This window comes from Paenibacillus sp. Z3-2, assembly GCF_054161325.1.
Window position 1 is genome coordinate 287,305 of record NZ_CP096397.1, and the last position, 18,037, is coordinate 305,341.

The window sequence follows — 18,037 nt, forward strand, 5'->3', positions numbered from 1 at the left end:
CCCGCTATCTTCTTCTTCACGTATCATGGATGTATACCCGTAATCATACCGATACGGGAACTAAGCCGCCGGGAATATCATTCCTGGTGGTTTTTGATTCCTGTAACTCCTTACTTTTTTGACAGGAAAGCTTACTTTTGTTTATGTCATGTGCAGCAATGGACCGATACAATAGGTTTGTAAGCGATTCCATAAATGCAAGAAGGGGAGGAAATTCATTTATGATGATTACAAAAAAGTGGGTAACCCTGTTCTGCCTGTCCCTGTTATTGTTCGCTACAGCCTGTTCTGGAGGGGCCACCGATACACCATCTTCTTCTGGTGAAGCAAGTGGAAATGAAGGAGATTCATCAGGTAAGGTTGAACTGCGCATGACCTGGTGGGGATCACAGACTAGACATGATCTGACGACCAAAGTGATCCAATTGTTTGAAGAGAAACATCCGGGAATCACCATTAAGCCTGAATATTCCGGTTGGGACGGTTACTTTGACAAGTTGACTACACAGGTAGCCGGTTCGAATGCACCGGATATCATCCAGATGGATTACGCCTTTCTGACTGACTTTGCCCGGCGTGGTGCCTTGCTTGACCTGACCCCGTTTGCAGAGAGCAAAGAGCTGCGGACAGAGGATCATGATCAGAGCATGATTACAGCCGGTTCGATTGACGATAAATTATATGCGATTACCCTCGGAGTTAACGCACCAGGTGTCATCTATGACGCCACCGTATTTCAGGAATTAGGTATAGAAGAACCACAAGAGAGCTGGACATGGAAGGATTTTGGGGATATTGCGACCAAGATCGCCGCAGCCAAAGGTGAGGGGTTCTACGGATCTGCAGACATTTCCGGTACAACGAATATGTTTGAGGTATTTATCCGACAGTCCGGGAAAGGATTGTTTGACGGTGGCACGATGACCGCTACCAGCGAGGAGCTTCAACAATGGTTCGACATGTGGGGTGCACTTCGTGAGAATGGTGGAGTGACCACAGCGGAGATAACGGCATCCACAACCAACGCACTGGAGACACGCCCAATTTCACTGGGCACAGCCGCTATGGATTTTGCGTGGTCCAACCAGCTACTGACATTCCAGCAAGTGAACAAAAACCAGGATCATAAACTGGGCATACAAGTGCTTCCGCATGGTGTTAACGAGCAGCAAATTGGCGAATACCTGAAGCCAGGTCAGTTCCTATCCGGTTATGGCAAAACAAAACATCCGAAAGAAGTGGCTATGTTCATCGATTTCATGGTGAATGATCCAGAAGCAACTGCCATTCTCGGTTCTGAACGTGGTGTGCCGGTTAACTCAAGCATTCGTGAGCAGATGCAGCCAAAACTGCCGGAAGCGGAGCAAGTTATTTTCCAATTTATCGATACTGTATCGAAGCATTCGAGTGAGATTGACCCGCCATACCCGCAAGGATTTGCTGAAGTGGACACGAGTTTCAAGAGCGCAAGCGAGCAGATCGCCTTCGGTCAAGGCAGTACTCCAGATGTGATTGCACAGTTTATTGAAGGAGCGAAGGCTACGCTTGGATCGAGTCAATAAACCATTGAAACCGTTCCAGACTTCTAATTCTGCGGGGAGGTTGCGAAGATGACGACATCACAGGTCAGTCAAGCCCGAATCGAGCGTGTAACTACCCGGCGGGTGAAACGGAGATATGCCCACAATGGAGCAGCGCTTCTGTTCCTCGCCCCATGGCTTGTCGGATTGTTATTTCTAACCCTTGGTCCCATGTTGGTATCGTTATACATCTCGTTCACTGATTACAGTATCCTGGCCGCCCCTTCCTGGGTCGGTCTGGATAACTACAACACGATGTTTACATCGGATAAACTGTTTACCCAGTCGCTCAAAGTCACCTTCACGTATGTCGCTGTATCCGTACCGGTCAAGTTGATCTTTGCGCTACTGGTAGCCATGTTGCTCAACAAAGGGATTCGAGGACTCGGTATTTACCGGACGGTGTATTACATCCCGACATTGCTTGGGGGTAGCGTGGCGATTGCGATGTTGTGGCGTAAAATGCTGGGTGGGGATGGGCTGCTCAATAGTGTCCTTGCCATGGTAGGCATTAAAGCTCCCGATTGGGTTGCGAATCCGAAGTATGCCCTGTACTCCATCGTCCTGTTATCCGTATGGCAGTTCGGATCCTCGATGATTATTTTTCTGGCTGGCCTGAAGCAGATTCCACCCGAGTATGATGAAGCCTCAGCGGTAGATGGTGCAGGTCCTCTGCGGAGATTCTTCTATATAACGTTGCCGATTCTGTCACCTGTCATCTTCTTCAATCTCGTGATGCAGCTGATTACGTCCTTTCAATCGTTCACACAGGCTTTTGTTATCAGTAACGGTAGCGGAGGGCCAGTGAATTCAACCTTAATGTACTCTCTGTATCTGTACAAAAAAGGATTCTCGTTCTTTCAGATGGGCTATGCTTCCGCGATGGCCTGGGTGCTGGTGATCCTGATTGGCGTATTTACATTGCTCGTATTCCGCAGCAGCAAGCTGTGGGTGCACTATGAGGATGGTGGAAAATCATGATTGGACAACGGAACTCCACAGCATGGGTCTTCGGCAAACATGTGCTGATCTCAGGCATCGCCTTTGTCATGCTCTATCCGATTCTCTGGATGCTGGGCAGCTCGTTCAAACCGGGACATATGATCTTTACAGAGACCTGGTTCTGGCCGCAGGAATGGAATTGGCAAAATTACATGAATGGCTGGTCGGGGATTCAGGGTAATCCGTTCTCCCGCTTCCTGACCAACTCTGTCATCCTGTCGCTTGGAGCTGTGCTGGGCAATGTCATCTCTTGCTCTATGGCGGCGTATGCCTTCGCCCGACTGAATTTTCGTTTCAAAGCTATCTGCTTCGGCCTGATGCTCATGACGATCATGCTGCCACATCATGTGACGCTGATCCCGCAGTATATCCTTTTCAACCACTTGGAGTGGGTGAATACGTATTTGCCTCTCGTCGTGCCAAAATGGCTGGCGACGGACGCATTCTTCATTTTTCTCATGGTGCAGTTCTTCCGGGGATTGCCTAAAGAGTTGGATGAGGCAGCTACCATTGATGGATGCGGTCCTGTGAAAATATATACCAAAATCATCATTCCACTGGCTTTCCCAGCACTGGTCACTACGATGATTTTCACGTTCTTGTGGACATGGGATGACTTCTTCAGTCAGTTGATCTACCTGAGCGACGTGAGCAAATATACAGTGCCGTTAGGTCTGCGTTTGTTCCTTGATTCCAGCTCTCAATCCGATTGGGGTCCAATGTTTGCGATGTCGGTATTGTCGCTGGTGCCATGTTTTATCGTATTTATCGTGTGTCAAAAGTACTTCGTGGAAGGAATCGCAACCTCTGGACTCAAAGGGTAATTCCAAGACGAAACGAGTTGATTTTCGCATGCGGAAAGGAAGATGGTCTTCATTTATTAATCAAAAGCTGCAACAAAGCAAGCTCTCCACATTGATGGTGACTTGCTTTATTGCGTTTAATCTCCTGCTCGTCTCGGTTGTGGTCTGGCTGGCATATCAGTCTTTCTCAGCAGTCACCTTTGCCGAGATTAGCAAAGCACGTCTGGCTCTTCTGAACGAGAGCACACGACGGGGATTTGACTTTATCACAAGTGTAACGGGCAATGCCTACGCTTTGGCAAGCAATCGGGAACTGTCCAGTTTGCTCGAAACGATGGAGACAGGGAGACTTTCGCAGATTCATCAACGGCGGGAAGTATCCCGCATATTGGATCATACGCTGGTCGTCAGTGAAGGTATTACTTCTATAGAGTTGTACACGGATGCATTTAACGGTGTTGCTGTCACCATGCCTGATCGCATCTTCCCGGTAGACACGATATCCGGTGATTCCTGGTTCGATGCACTGGAGCAGGCAGATGCAGCATGGGTACCTTTGCGCGAGAATGAATCTGGTCAATCATTAATCGGGTACGCCCAGCGAATCTTTGACAGCCGAGGGGGTACGGTGGCCTATGTGCTCATTCGACTGAGTCGTGCTGACATTGTACGCAGGTTTGCGGATATGCCTATGGTGTTGGATGGAAAGGTATTGCTGGTGGACACGGCTGGCAAAGTCGTCATGCAGATGGGGGAATCTAATCCCGTTGAGGGATCTAAGTGGCCAGATGACTCTAATACAAGTGGTGGAGATGGGGATTCTCCTTCTATAGTAGACAGTGCCTGGATTCAGGAACACGTCCAGCGTGGAGAAGACGGATTCGAAGTGGTCTCCGGTCAGTCCGGTGGTTCACAGCTTGTGCTATATTCCAGACCAGCCATGCTTCAGTGGCGTCTGGTGCAGACGATCCCGGTTCATATGCTTTTATCTCCAGTCAGGCAAGCAGGATGGCAGATCCTCGGCATTGCGGTGCTGGGGTTGTTATTCTCGGCAGTACTCGCGTATCTCTTCGTGCGGCGGATTATTCGTCCTCTACGCCAATTGATCAAGCGGATGAGACAATTGGAGAAAGGGGATTTCAATACCCGGGTTCAGTTGTCTTTCACAGAGGAATACGCCCACTTGGCTTATGGCTTCAATCACATGGCTTCACAACTCACGACGCTGATGGAACAGGTGAAGGATGAGAGCCGTGCCAAGCGGGAAGCCCAGACGGGCTTGCTTGAGGCTCAGATCAAACCCCATTTTCTATATAACACCCTCGACATGATCCACTGGCGTGCACTAGATTACGAAGCCAAAGACATCAGTCGCATGATTGTACAACTCAGTAAGCTGTTACGGATCGGATTGAGTGGAGGGAGATTGTTTATTCAGGTGCGGGATGAGTTGGAGCATGCACGTTGCTACGTCAGCATTCAGTCAGAGCGTCTACCCTTCTCTATTCAATATCAGGAACAGATTGATCCGCGTATTCGCGGCTGTTACATTCCCAAGATCATTTTGCAGCCCTTTATCGAAAATGCCGTTATGCACGGGCATCCCGAAGAAGGCACACTTCGAATTCAGGTGCATATGCACGAAGCAGAAGGCTATCACTCAGATATCGTCATTCGCATCACGGATAATGGGCAAGGTTTACCGGAAGGCTGGGAGCTGGAAGACACGTGTGGTATCGGTGTACGGAATGTACATCAGCGCATTCAGCTGTATTGCGGGAAGAGATATGGCGTTCAACTGAGTGATGGAGAGTTGGGTGGCGTGGAAGTGACCATTACGCTGCCGCGTATAGAGACCGACGAGCAATTAAATCTGTGGCTGGACGGTGAAAAAGGATGAAGACCATTATGCTTGTAGATGACGATCCGCATATTGTTAAGGCTCTAACCGAACATATCGATTGGCCTTCACTGGGCCTCAGCATTGCAGGTACAGCTTCCAATGGCTTGCATGCGCTGGAGTTGTTCCACCGCATGCATCCAGATCTCGTCATGACCGACGTCTATCTACCCGGGATGACCGGGCTTGAGATTACACAGGCGCTGAGGCGTGATCATCCCCATCTGCCGATTATCATCCTTAGTGGATATGACGAATTCGAGAACGCCCGTGCAGCCATGCGCTGGGGTGTGAATCACTTTTTGCTGAAGCCGGCAGAGGTGGAGGAGATTGAGTCTGTGTTGCGGGAGGTATTATTGGAGCAAGATGTACGAGAGCGACATGAGCGGCTGGAGCGGACGTACAAGCAGGAGGTTGGACGGGTACTTCCCTATCTGCGCAAACAATTTCTTCACGAACTGCTGACTACGCGATATCGGGCAGATGAGCTGCCTAAAGAACGCATGGAGTATATAGGCATTCATATGTCCTCACAGGCACGCGCCATTAGTCTGCAACTGAATCGCCCCGTATTTCTGACACGGATGAAAGAACGGGACTGGCAGCTTCTCCGCTATGGGGCAGCCGATATTATTCAGGAGACGGTAAAGGAGCAATCCGAGCACATGGCGGGAGGTCAGGTAGAGATTGTTGATTACTCAGATCAGGTATTTGTGTTGCTTCTATTAGGAGATAAAGATCAAATGGAGGAAATCTTGCTACTTGTGGAGAGGATGATCGATCAGATCTTTACGTATCTGAAAATCGAAGTAAGTGCCGGAATCGGAAGATCCAAAAGTCACCCATGTGAGGTGATAGACTCTTATCTGGAGAGCAGGGAAGCGGTGGAAACAGCAGAGTTTCAAGGTGGAAGTCGTATCTACCACTATGAAGCATCAATGGATACAGAACCAAGTGTGACCGATTATTCATTATTGCTTCGTCAATGGAATGAGGCTTGGGCGGATATTAGACCTGACCTGGCGGAAGAGGTATGGCATCATATTCGCCTTTTGCTGAAAGAGGGGAAATGTGTTGGGATACAGGATGTACAGGTTGTGGCCGTCAGTCTGTTTGACACATTGATGCATAGCTGGAACCGACTCCACCCTATGTTAACGCCGCCGCTAGCGATGAGTGATTTTTTGCGTGAAATTCAATCAAAATATGCATTGCATGATCTGGTAAACTGGATGGACCGTATTATCTGCAACTGGCTGGATCAGATACGCAAAGAGATGGGCGAGAAGAAAAGCAATAAACTGATAGAGCAGGTGAAACAGTATGTGGAACTGCATTACGCCGAAGAGATTAGTTTTGAAGCAATAGCCAAGGGGCTATTCGTGCATCCAAAGTATCTGAGTCAACTGTTCAAAAGGGTGACTGGAGAGAATTTCGTCAGTTATTTGAATGGGTACCGGATTCAGAGAGCGTTGGAACTGTTGCAGTCGGGACATTACATGGTATACGAGGTAAGTGAGATGACGGGGTTCCGTAATGCCACGTATTTCAGTCAGGTGTTCAAGATGCTTACAGGCAAGAGTCCGTCTGAGGTTGGTTAGAGCAATAGAGAGTATATTAAATTAAATAAAGAGGAATAGGCGGATTGGTTCTAATGATTATCGAACAACAGGAGTATTACATTAAAGGAGTATCTTACTCGATTAGATCGGCAGAGGAAAAGGATGCTGAAGCCTTGTCTTCACTTCGTGTACAACTGGACGGGGAAACGGAGAACATGGATCGTGAAGAGGGCGAGGCTTATATCGATGCAGCTGGGTTTCGGCGTATCATCCATTTGGATAGCGAGAAGCGGCGTAATATATTCCTCGTTGCTGTAGTAGCGGGTGAGATAGTGGGATACTCCCGATGTGAAGGCACAGAGTTGAAGCGCTTTTGCCATAAGGTTGAGTTCGGTGTGTGTGTAGCCAGGGAGTTCTGGGGACATGGGATTGGCAAGAACTTGTTGGAGAAGTCTATAGAGTGGGCAGACCAGAGTGGTGTAGAGAAGATGACCTTGAACGTGCTGGCATCAAACAAAAAGGCAATTGAGCTATATCAAAAGTGTGGCTTCGGAATCGAAGGTGTTTTGAAAAAGGATCGGCGACACGCGGATGGACGTTATCACGACACGATAGTGATGGGCAGGTTCAAAGAGTAAGAGTATAGAAGTGAAGACCATAACTTATCATGCTCACAGAAGAGTAAGTTCAAATTACTATATTCGATATATCAAAATAATAGATAGCATTGTTCTCCAATAAGGTATTGTGTTTCTTATTATATAGAACGTAATGATGTTGATCGGATCTGTACACAACCTATATTGAGACAGATTAGACTAGCGAGGGCATGTCGGGTATAGTAAGAGGATATTGCCGTCCATTGAAGAGTTTGAAAAGAGATTATATCAAAGAAGCAATAAGGTCATTGGTGGGATATTTTACAAGTAGTAATTATATTGTTCATATGGTATATTCTATTTCCGGCCAAAAAAAACACGAGAAACAAAGTGTGTGCAGGCAAAACAAAATAAGCTTCGAAAGAAACTTAAAAAAAAGAGCTTGCTAAGTTGGTTCGGAAGTGTTATGATATAAAAGTTGCTGAGGAGAACAACACTCGGTAACGAAATAAGTTTGATCTTTGAAAACTGAACAACGAGTGAGTAAACATTCTGCTTGCAGAATGAACGCGAAAGTTGGAGACAAGCCTTGGCTTGAATCGACTGGAGCACAAATGAGATTTTTAATCTCGTCAGATTCAAAATGAGCTTATCGCTCTTTTCAAATACTTGAGATGATTTTTATAGCGTTTAACCACGCTACTGAAATTCATCTTTATTGGAGAGTTTGATCCTGGCTCAGGACGAACGCTGGCGGCATGCCTAATACATGCAAGTCGAGCGGAGTTGATAGGGAGCTTGCTTCCTTGATACTTAGCGGCGGACGGGTGAGTAACACGTAGGCAACCTGCCCTCAAGTTTGGGACAACTACCGGAAACGGTAGCTAATACCGAATAATTGTTTTCTTCGCCTGAAGAGAACTGGAAAGACGGAGCAATCTGTCACTTGGGGATGGGCCTGCGGCGCATTAGCTAGTTGGTGAGGTAACGGCTCACCAAGGCGACGATGCGTAGCCGACCTGAGAGGGTGATCGGCCACACTGGGACTGAGACACGGCCCAGACTCCTACGGGAGGCAGCAGTAGGGAATCTTCCGCAATGGGCGAAAGCCTGACGGAGCAATGCCGCGTGAGTGATGAAGGTTTTCGGATCGTAAAGCTCTGTTGCCAGGGAAGAACGCTTGGGAGAGTAACTGCTCTCAAGGTGACGGTACCTGAGAAGAAAGCCCCGGCTAACTACGTGCCAGCAGCCGCGGTAATACGTAGGGGGCAAGCGTTGTCCGGAATTATTGGGCGTAAAGCGCGCGCAGGCGGTCATTTAAGTCTGGTGTTTAATCCCGGGGCTCAACCCCGGATCGCACTGGAAACTGGGTGACTTGAGTGCAGAAGAGGAGAGTGGAATTCCACGTGTAGCGGTGAAATGCGTAGATATGTGGAGGAACACCAGTGGCGAAGGCGACTCTCTGGGCTGTAACTGACGCTGAGGCGCGAAAGCGTGGGGAGCAAACAGGATTAGATACCCTGGTAGTCCACGCCGTAAACGATGAGTGCTAGGTGTTAGGGGTTTCGATACCCTTGGTGCCGAAGTTAACACATTAAGCACTCCGCCTGGGGAGTACGGTCGCAAGACTGAAACTCAAAGGAATTGACGGGGACCCGCACAAGCAGTGGAGTATGTGGTTTAATTCGAAGCAACGCGAAGAACCTTACCAGGTCTTGACATCCCTCTGACCGGTACAGAGATGTACCTTTCCTTCGGGACAGAGGAGACAGGTGGTGCATGGTTGTCGTCAGCTCGTGTCGTGAGATGTTGGGTTAAGTCCCGCAACGAGCGCAACCCTTATATTTAGTTGCCAGCACTTCGGGTGGGCACTCTAGATAGACTGCCGGTGACAAACCGGAGGAAGGTGGGGATGACGTCAAATCATCATGCCCCTTATGACCTGGGCTACACACGTACTACAATGGCCGGTACAACGGGCTGCGAAATCGCGAGATGGAGCCAATCCCAACAAAGCCGGTCTCAGTTCGGATTGCAGGCTGCAACTCGCCTGCATGAAGTCGGAATTGCTAGTAATCGCGGATCAGCATGCCGCGGTGAATACGTTCCCGGGTCTTGTACACACCGCCCGTCACACCACGAGAGTTTATAACACCCGAAGTCGGTGGGGTAACCGCAAGGAGCCAGCCGCCGAAGGTGGGATAGATGATTGGGGTGAAGTCGTAACAAGGTAGCCGTATCGGAAGGTGCGGCTGGATCACCTCCTTTCTATGGAGAATCGTTTCCCGCGTGGAAACATTCAAATACGCAGCTTAGCTGCAAAACACTCACTCGTTGCTCAGTTTTGAGAGCTCAAACTCTCAAACAGCTTGCTTTTGCATGGAGCTTGTTCTTTGAAAACTAGATATCGAAACGAAAGTAAATGCGAATTAGAACATTCCTTTTTAGCTGAACTTGTGTAAACAAGTTTCAATAAAAACGGTAGTTAATTGCTTTTGCGATGGTATTGAATGGGAGTGACTTTTGGCTTTGCGCAAGCAAAACAAGGGAAGCGAGCAGTCAAAACCGGAGCAATATGGTTAAGCTACTAAGAGCACACGGAGGATGCCTAGGCGCTAGGAGCCGATGAAGGACGTGGCGAACAACGAAACTGCCTCGGGGAGCTGTAAGCAAGCTTTGATCCGGGGGTGTCCGAATGGGGAAACCCAGCTGGGGTAATTTCCAGTTACTCACAACTGAATACATAGGTTGTGTAGAGGCATACCAGGGGAACTGAAACATCTAAGTACCCTGAGGAAGAGAAAACAATAGTGATTCCGTCAGTAGCGGCGAGCGAACGCGGAGAAGCCCAAACCAGAGAGCTTGCTCTTTGGGGTTGTGGGACGTCTCACATGGAGTTACAAAGGAACCGGTTAAGCGAAGAGGTCTGGAAAGGCCCGCCAAAGAAGGTAAAAGCCCTGTAATTGAAAGTCTGTTCCCTCCGAGACGGATCCCGAGTAGTGCGGGGCACGTGAAACCCCGTATGAATCCGGCAGGACCATCTGCCAAGGCTAAATACTTCCTAGCGACCGATAGTGAAGCAGTACCGTGAGGGAAAGGTGAAAAGCACCCCGGAAGGGGAGTGAAATAGAACCTGAAACCGTGTGCTTACAAAAAGTCAGAGCCCGTTTTAGGGGTGATGGCGTGCCTTTTGTAGAATGAACCGGCGAGTTACGTTCCCGTGCAAGGTTAAGGTGAAGAGCCGGAGCCGCAGCGAAAGCGAGTCTGAATAGGGCGACATAGTACGTGGACGTAGACCCGAAACCGGGTGATCTACCCCTGTCCAGGGTGAAGGTGCGGTAACACGCACTGGAGGCCCGAACCCACGCATGTTGAAAAATGCGGGGATGAGGTGGGGGTAGCGGAGAAATTCCAATCGAACTCGGAGATAGCTGGTTCTCCCCGAAATAGCTTTAGGGCTAGCCTCGGAAAACAGAGTCGTGGAGGTAGAGCACTGATTGGGTGCGGGGCCCGCAAGGGTTACCAAGCTCAGTCAAACTCCGAATGCCATAGACTTACTTCCGGGAGTCAGACAGTGAGTGCTAAGATCCATTGTCAAAAGGGAAACAGCCCAGACCATCAGCTAAGGTCCCCAAGTGTGTGTTAAGTGGGAAAGGATGTGGAGTTGCACAGACAACCAGGATGTTGGCTTAGAAGCAGCCATCATTTAAAGAGTGCGTAATAGCTCACTGGTCGAGTGACTCTGCGCCGAAAATGTAACGGGGCTAAACACACCACCGAAGCTATGGCTTGATACGATGTATCAGGGGTAGGGGAGCGTTGTATAAGGGTTGAAGGTGTACCGTAAGGAGCGCTGGACATTATACAAGTGAGAATGCCGGTATGAGTAACGAAAAGATCAGTGAGAATCTGATCCGCCGAAAGCCTAAGGGTTCCTGAGGAAGGCTCGTCCGCTCAGGGTAAGTCGGGACCTAAGGCGAGGCCGAAAGGCGTAGTCGAAGGACAACAGGTCGAAATTCCTGTACCACCGTAAGCCGTTATGAGCAATGGGGGGACGCAGTAGGGTAGTGACGCGGACTGATGGATGTCCGTCTAAGCAGTAAGGCTGATGTGTAGGCAAATCCGCACATCGTAAGGCTGAGCTGTGATGGGGAGTGAAAATTACAGTAGCGAAGGTCATGATCTCACACTGCCAAGAAAAGCCTCTAGCCAGGTGATGGTGCCCGTACCGCAAACCGACACAGGTAGGCGAGAAGAGTATTCTAAGGCGCGCGGAAGAACTCTCGTTAAGGAACTCGGCAAAATGACCCCGTAACTTCGGGAGAAGGGGTGCCCCGGTAGTGTGAATAGCACGAGGGGGCCGCAGTGAAAAGGCCCAAGCGACTGTTTAGCAAAAACACAGGTCTGTGCGAAGCCGTAAGGCGAAGTATACGGGCTGACGCCTGCCCGGTGCTGGAAGGTTAAGGGGAGTGGTTAGGGAGTAATCCCGAAGCTGTGAACCGAAGCCCCAGTAAACGGCGGCCGTAACTATAACGGTCCTAAGGTAGCGAAATTCCTTGTCAGGTAAATTCTGACCCGCACGAATGGCGTAACGACTTGGGCGCTGTCTCAACGAGAGATCCGGTGAAATTTTAATACCTGTGAAGATGCAGGTTACCCGCGACAAGACGGAAAGACCCCATGGAGCTTTACTGCAGCTTGATATTGAATTTGGGTACGATCTGTACAGGATAGGTGGGAGCCTTTGAAGCGTGAGCGCCAGCTTGCGTGGAGGCAACGTTGGGATACCACCCTGATCGTATCTAGGTTCTAACCTGGTACCGTAATCCGGTGCGGGGACAGTGTCAGGTGGGCAGTTTGACTGGGGCGGTCGCCTCCTAAAGAGTAACGGAGGCGCCCAAAGGTTCCCTCAGAATGGTTGGAAATCATTCGAAGAGTGCAAAGGCATAAGGGAGCTTGACTGCGAGACCTACAAGTCGAGCAGGGACGAAAGTCGGGCTTAGTGATCCGGTGGTACCGCATGGAAGGGCCATCGCTCAACGGATAAAAGCTACCCTGGGGATAACAGGCTTATCTCCCCCAAGAGTCCACATCGACGGGGAGGTTTGGCACCTCGATGTCGGCTCATCGCATCCTGGGGCTGAAGTAGGTCCCAAGGGTTGGGCTGTTCGCCCATTAAAGCGGTACGCGAGCTGGGTTCAGAACGTCGTGAGACAGTTCGGTCCCTATCTGTCGTGGGCGTAGGAAATTTGAGAGGAGCTGTCCTTAGTACGAGAGGACCGGGATGGACGTACCGCTGGTGTACCAGTTGTTCCGCCAGGAGCACCGCTGGGTAGCTATGTACGGAAGGGATAAACGCTGAAAGCATCTAAGCGTGAAGCCCCCCTCAAGATGAGATTTCCCAGTATGTAAGACCCCTTGAAGACGACGAGGTAGATAGGCTGGGGGTGGAAGTGCAGCAATGCATGGAGCTGACCAGTACTAATCGGTCGAGGGCTTATCCAATTTGCAAGTTTGAATTCGCATGTTTCGTTTCGAATCTAGTTTTCAGAGAACAACAACTCTGAAATGTAAGCTAAGCTATACGTTTGGTGGCGATGGCGGAGGGGTTCCACACGTACCCATCCCGAACACGACCGTTAAGCCCTCTAGCGCCGATGGTACTTGGACCGCAGGGTCCTGGGAGAGTAGGACGCCGCCAAGCGAAACCCCTTTGGGGGTATTTTTTTTCGAAATTTGATAAGGGCCCTTAGCTCAGTTGGTTAGAGCGCACCTCTGATAAGGGTGAGGCCGGTGGTTCGAGTCCACCAGGGCCCATAGTAATACCACAACAAGAAATACAACAGTGTATGGGGCCATAGCTCAGCTGGGAGAGCGCCTGCCTTGCAAGCAGGAGGTCAGCGGTTCGATCCCGCTTGGCTCCACCATTCCCTGATAGCTCAGTTGGTAGAGCACTCGACTGTTAATCGAGTTGTCACAGGTTCGAGCCCTGTTCGGGGAGCCAGTAAGGCCCGTTGGTCAAGGGGTTAAGACACCTCCCTTTCACGGAGGTAACAGGGGTTCGAATCCCCTACGGGTCATAATATGGAGGCTTAGCTCAGCTGGGAGAGCATCTGCCTTACAAGCAGAGGGTCGGGGGTTCGATCCCCTCAGCCTCCACCATATATAACTTTTATAACGACGCGGGGTGGAGCAGCCCGGTAGCTCGTCGGGCTCATAACCCGAAGGCCGCAGGTTCAAATCCTGCCCCCGCAATTATACTTTCCTTTGGGAAAGTGATCTGGAACCGTGGTGTAGTTGGCCTAACATGCCTGCCTGTCACGCAGGAGATCGCGGGTTCGAATCCCGTCGGTTCCGCCATTTTTTAATATAGTAAGGCTCGGTAGCTCAGTCGGTAGAGCAGAGGACTGAAAATCCTCGTGTCGGCGGTTCGATTCCGTCCCGAGCCACCATATATAACACCTGTTATACGCCGGTGTAGCTCAACTGGTAGAGCAACTGACTTGTAATCAGTAGGTTGGGGGTTCAAGTCCTCTCGCCGGCACCATGTAATCCTGGAGGATTAGCGAAGCGGCCAAACGCATCAGACTGTAAATCTGCTCCCGTACGGGTTCGGTGGTTCGAATCCATCATCCTCCACCAGTTTTCTATGAGTCATTAGCTCAGTTGGTAGAGCACCTGACTTTTAATCAGGGTGTCGAAGGTTCGAGCCCTTCATGACTCACCATCATATGCGCGTGTGGCGGAATTGGCAGACGCACTAGACTTAGGATCTAGCGTCTTTGACGTGGGGGTTCAAGTCCCTCCACGCGCATTCTTTATTTGCGGAAGTGGCTCAGCGGTAGAGCATCGCCTTGCCAAGGCGAGGGTCGCGGGTTCGATTCCCGTCTTCCGCTCCAATATTTGCGCCCTTAGCTCAGCTGGATAGAGCGTTTGACTACGAATCAAAAGGCCGGGAGTTCGAATCTCTCAGGGCGCGCCATTATAACTTCATATTTTGCCGGCGTGGCGGAATGGCAGACGCGCTCGACTCAAAATCGAGTGGGAAACCGTGGAGGTTCGAGTCCTCTCGCCGGTATATATAACGGGATGTAGCTCAGCTTGGTAGAGCACCTGGTTTGGGACCAGGGGGTCGCATGTTCAAATCGTGTCATCCCGATTGTTGTTATGCGGGTGTAGTTCAATGGTAGAACTTTAGCCTTCCAAGCTAATAGCGTGGGTTCGATTCCCATCACCCGCTTATATATCGTAAAAGAAAGAGATGGTACTCACCGTCTCTTTCTTTTTTTGCATTCATAGGTATATTGGCGATTATTGTGGAGAGCTCTCAAATGAAGCAGGTCTAACAGATCTTACAACAATAAATTACCGTTGTTTTATCGCAATTTATAAAACGCTTACAAAAATAGCTTGCGTAAATCATCAGCCTGTAATACCATATCAATTAAGCGCTTAACCTTTAGGGGTAAGGCGCTTAAACTTAACGTAGATTAAGCGCTTAACCCGTAAAGGAAAGGAAGGCGATCAATTCATGACAACCATTCGATTAACGATGGCTCAGGCACTGCTTCGATACCTGGATCAGCAATATATCTCGGTTGACGGTGTGGAAACCAAGTTTGTGAAAGGGATCATCGGCATCTTTGGACATGGCAACGTAACTGGCATTGGAGAAGCGTTGGAGCGCAGTTCGGGAAGCCTGACGTATATGCAAGGGAAGAACGAACAAGGTATGGTGCATACGGCAGCGGCCTACGCCAAACAGAAGAACCGCAGACAAATCTATGCATGTACAACATCCATTGGTCCGGGTGCTTTAAATATGATTACAGCAGCGGCTACCGCAACGGTGAACCGGATTCCGGTTTTATTGCTTCCTGGAGATAACTTTGCTACACGGGAACCAGACCCGGTACTTCAGCAGTTGGAAGTGAGTAGTGATTATACAATCTCAGCCACTGATCCATTCAAAGCCGTCAGTAAATACTGGGATCGCATAGTTCGTCCTGAACAGTTGATGATTGCTGCTGCACAGGCCATGCGTGTGCTTACCGACCCGGCAGAGACGGGAGCTGTTACGCTCGCACTGCCGCAGGATGTGCAGGCAGAGGCGTACGATTATCCTGAATCGTTCTTCGCCCGCAAAGTACACTATCTGGACCGTCGCCCCCCGGTACAGGCAGCCATTGAACGGGCAACGCAGCAGATTGCCCGAGGCAGAAAGCCGCTGCTCGTTGCAGGCGGCGGTGTGTTGTACTCTGAGGCATCCGCCCAGCTCGTCGAGTTCGCCGAGGCATTTGGTATTCCGATCGCCGAGACGCAGGCGGGCAAGAGCGCAGTCTCTTGGGACCACCCACTGAATGTGGGAGCCATCGGGGTTACTGGCTCTCTGGCAGCCAATAGGCTGGCGAGAGAAGCGGATGTGGTGATCGGCGTCGGTACGCGGTTCTCGGATTTTACGACGGCGTCCCGCTCTGCTTTTCAACATCCGGAAGCGTCATTCATTAACATCAACCTGAACGGCATGGATGCTGCCAAGCTTGGTGGGGAAGCCATTTTGGCGGATGCACGAGAAGGATTGCAGGCTTTGCAAAAGGAATTGCAGCAAAGACAATACCGCAGTGCCTATGGCTCATCCGAAGTCGCTGATCTCCGCGCTGAGTGGAATGCAGAAGTGGATAGGCTGTATGGAGCAGAACATGAAGCAGGGCTGGCACAGACTACAGCAGTCGGCGTAGTTAACCGGACGATTGATCCATCTTCCGTCATCGTGTGTGCGGCAGGTAGTCTGCCAGGTGATCTGCATCGTCTGTGGCGTGCGTCTGAACCAAAAACATATCATATGGAGTATGGGTTCTCCTGCATGGGGTACGAGGTAAGCGGAGCGTTCGGAGCAGCACTTGCCGAGCCAGATCGTGAAGTGTACGCCATGGTAGGGGATGGCAGTTATCTGATGCTGCATTCGGAGTTTGTGACCAGTTTGCAGGAACAGAAGAAGATGACCGTTCTATTATTCAACAACAATGGATTCCAGTGTATTCATAATTTGCAGCGGGAACATGGTAGTGACGGGTTCGGCAATGAGTTCCGTTATCGGGAGTCAGAAAGTGGACGATTGACCGGGGACTACATGCCAATGGACTTTGCAGCTCACGCCCGAAGCATGGGAGCCAAATCCTATAGAGCGGAGACGGCAGAACAGCTGGAACAAGCAATCCGAGATGCGAAGAACGAAACGGTGAGTACGTTGATTGAGATTCCGGTCGTGCCTGGAACCAATGCAGGTGGTTATGAGTCATGGTGGAATGTAGGTGTGCCAGAAGTATCTGCCGAGGAAAAGGTAGTTCATGCGCATCACACCATGCAAGCAAACCGTGCCAAAGCAAGACCTTTTTAATCTGATTTAATAGAGTATTCCTTCTAAAATGTAGCCTTATCTGAACTCCCCCACAGTATGAGATCAGTGGACGTATTTATCGAATTGAAACTATGAGTACTACATTCCGATTGAACTACAATGTTGAACGACAAAGGAGACGTGGAGCAATGAGCAAGCTGCCATTCCAGCTTGGGATTCATCCGATCAATTGGGTCGGGGAAGATGTGAAGGAGCATGGCGATGCCACAACGTGTGCACAGATTCTGGATGACATTCAGCGTCTTGGGCTGACAGGTACAGAGATGGGACGTAAGTATCCAACCGATCCCGCTATACTGCGTGAAGAACTGAGCAAGAGGAATATCAATCTAGTCTCCCAGTGGAAATCGGTACTGTTCTCTGATCCGGCGTATCGTCAGTCGGAGTTGGACGGTTATCGCAGACATGCGGAATTCCTGCAATCCATGGGCAGTAAGGTGATCAGTACGGCGGAGGTAGGTGGGTCACTTCATTTTGATCCAAGACGGACACCGAATGAAAAAGAAGTGCTCAGACTCAGGGAATCCGAATGGCATATCCTCGCTGAAGGGTTAAATGAAGCAGGAGCCATTGCCCGGGAACACGGGTTGAAGCTCACATACCATCATCATGGAGGCACGGTGGTAGAACAACCGGATGAGATCGATCGACTGATGGAGCTGACAGATCCTTCTCTCGTGTATCTGCTCTATGACACAGGTCATGCCTACTATGGTGGAGCTGATCCGCTTGAACTGCTGCGTAAACATTATGACCGGATCGCTTATATCCATCTGAAGGATATCCGCCCCCATGTGCTGGATGAAGCACGTGCGGAGCAGTCTGATTTTGTCGGCTGTATTCGTAGAGGGGTGTTCACCGTACCAGGGGATGGATGCATTGATTTTGCTCCCATTCTTCAGGAACTGATTACACGAGGGTACGATGGCTGGGCGATGCTTGAAGGAGAACAGGACCCTGCAATTCATAACCCGTATGAGTATGCGAAGCGATCTTTGAACTATATGAAGGCGTTATACCAGCAGAGCTGATACCAGGCATAGCGATGGGGAGAGGAATATACCCATGAAGTGAAGGAACCGTGGAGGTTCGAGTCCTCTCGCGGGATAGAAATGAAGAAGGCCAGCAAGAGTATTACGTTACGATTGGAAAATAAATACTGACCTACTCTAA

General features: G+C 49.9%; 8 protein-coding genes, 17 tRNA genes and 3 rRNA genes. All 28 read left to right on the forward strand.

Features of this window, described 5'->3' with window-relative positions; genetic code table 11:
- The first annotated feature begins 221 nt into the window (after positions 1–221).
- The 28 genes from M1D71_RS01325 (at position 222) to iolE (ending at position 17,895) form a co-directional block, all read left to right on the forward strand.
- Positions 222–1,562, forward strand: coding sequence for an ABC transporter substrate-binding protein (locus M1D71_RS01325; RefSeq protein ID WP_458124947.1), 1,341 nt, complete (start codon positions 222–224; stop codon positions 1,560–1,562).
- Between the two features lie 48 nt (positions 1,563–1,610).
- Positions 1,611–2,561 carry a carbohydrate ABC transporter permease gene (locus M1D71_RS01330; protein ID WP_458124948.1) on the forward strand — a complete coding sequence of 317 codons (951 nt, stop codon included), beginning with the start codon at positions 1,611–1,613 and terminating at the stop codon, positions 2,559–2,561.
- Positions 2,558–3,406: a carbohydrate ABC transporter permease gene (locus M1D71_RS01335; protein ID WP_458124949.1), complete on the forward strand. Its 849-nt coding sequence runs from the start codon at positions 2,558–2,560 to the stop codon at positions 3,404–3,406. Before M1D71_RS01330 ends, M1D71_RS01335 begins: the two co-directional genes overlap by 4 nt.
- Before the next feature lie 28 nt (positions 3,407–3,434).
- Positions 3,435–5,285 (forward strand): cache domain-containing sensor histidine kinase, encoded by a 1,851-nt coding sequence (locus tag M1D71_RS01340; RefSeq protein ID WP_458124950.1) that lies wholly within the window; start codon positions 3,435–3,437, stop codon positions 5,283–5,285.
- 8 nt (positions 5,286–5,293) lie between these two features.
- Positions 5,294–6,886: a response regulator gene (locus M1D71_RS01345; RefSeq protein WP_458124951.1), complete on the forward strand. Its 1,593-nt coding sequence runs from the start codon at positions 5,294–5,296 to the stop codon at positions 6,884–6,886.
- 53 nt (positions 6,887–6,939) lie between these two features.
- Positions 6,940–7,485 (forward strand): N-acetyltransferase family protein, encoded by a 546-nt coding sequence (locus M1D71_RS01350; RefSeq protein WP_458124952.1) that lies wholly within the window; start codon positions 6,940–6,942, stop codon positions 7,483–7,485.
- A 676-nt stretch (positions 7,486–8,161) separates the two neighbouring features.
- Positions 8,162–9,714: ribosomal RNA gene (locus M1D71_RS01355) — 16S ribosomal RNA — on the forward strand.
- Positions 9,715–10,023: 309 nt separating this feature from the next.
- A 23S ribosomal RNA gene (locus tag M1D71_RS01360) occupies positions 10,024–12,951 on the forward strand.
- An 82-nt stretch (positions 12,952–13,033) separates the two neighbouring features.
- A 5S ribosomal RNA gene (rrf, locus tag M1D71_RS01365) occupies positions 13,034–13,150 on the forward strand.
- Together the 16S, 23S and 5S rRNA genes with 17 tRNA genes alongside form the textbook arrangement of a ribosomal RNA operon.
- 39 nt (positions 13,151–13,189) lie before the next feature.
- Positions 13,190–13,263 (forward strand) — tRNA-Ile (locus M1D71_RS01370).
- 34 nt (positions 13,264–13,297) lie between these two features.
- Positions 13,298–13,373, forward strand: a tRNA-Ala gene (locus M1D71_RS01375).
- A 1-nt stretch (position 13,374) separates the two neighbouring features.
- Positions 13,375–13,450, forward strand: a tRNA-Asn gene (locus M1D71_RS01380).
- A gap of 4 nt (positions 13,451–13,454) precedes the next feature.
- A tRNA-Glu gene (locus M1D71_RS01385) sits at positions 13,455–13,526 on the forward strand.
- Positions 13,527–13,532: 6 nt separating this feature from the next.
- A tRNA-Val gene (locus M1D71_RS01390) sits at positions 13,533–13,608 on the forward strand.
- A gap of 19 nt (positions 13,609–13,627) precedes the next feature.
- Positions 13,628–13,701, forward strand: a tRNA-Met gene (locus M1D71_RS01395).
- A gap of 27 nt (positions 13,702–13,728) precedes the next feature.
- A tRNA-Asp gene (locus M1D71_RS01400) sits at positions 13,729–13,806 on the forward strand.
- Positions 13,807–13,822: 16 nt separating this feature from the next.
- Positions 13,823–13,898 (forward strand) — tRNA-Phe (locus tag M1D71_RS01405).
- Between the two features lie 19 nt (positions 13,899–13,917).
- Positions 13,918–13,993: transfer RNA gene (locus M1D71_RS01410), tRNA-Thr, on the forward strand.
- 9 nt (positions 13,994–14,002) lie between these two features.
- Positions 14,003–14,088: transfer RNA gene (locus tag M1D71_RS01415), tRNA-Tyr, on the forward strand.
- Between the two features lie 9 nt (positions 14,089–14,097).
- Positions 14,098–14,173, forward strand: a tRNA-Lys gene (locus M1D71_RS01420).
- A gap of 6 nt (positions 14,174–14,179) precedes the next feature.
- Positions 14,180–14,260, forward strand: a tRNA-Leu gene (locus tag M1D71_RS01425).
- A gap of 10 nt (positions 14,261–14,270) precedes the next feature.
- Positions 14,271–14,345 (forward strand) — tRNA-Gly (locus tag M1D71_RS01430).
- A gap of 6 nt (positions 14,346–14,351) precedes the next feature.
- A tRNA-Arg gene (locus M1D71_RS01435) sits at positions 14,352–14,428 on the forward strand.
- A gap of 17 nt (positions 14,429–14,445) precedes the next feature.
- Positions 14,446–14,524 (forward strand) — tRNA-Leu (locus tag M1D71_RS01440).
- A gap of 7 nt (positions 14,525–14,531) precedes the next feature.
- Positions 14,532–14,605 (forward strand) — tRNA-Pro (locus M1D71_RS01445).
- A gap of 10 nt (positions 14,606–14,615) precedes the next feature.
- A tRNA-Gly gene (locus tag M1D71_RS01450) sits at positions 14,616–14,686 on the forward strand.
- A gap of 291 nt (positions 14,687–14,977) precedes the next feature.
- Positions 14,978–16,843: a 3D-(3,5/4)-trihydroxycyclohexane-1,2-dione acylhydrolase (decyclizing) gene (iolD, locus tag M1D71_RS01455; protein WP_458124953.1), complete on the forward strand. Its 1,866-nt coding sequence runs from the start codon at positions 14,978–14,980 to the stop codon at positions 16,841–16,843.
- 149 nt (positions 16,844–16,992) lie between these two features.
- Positions 16,993–17,895 (forward strand): myo-inosose-2 dehydratase, encoded by a 903-nt coding sequence (gene iolE, locus M1D71_RS01460; RefSeq protein ID WP_458124954.1) that lies wholly within the window; start codon positions 16,993–16,995, stop codon positions 17,893–17,895.
- Positions 17,896–18,037: the final 142 nt, after the last annotated feature.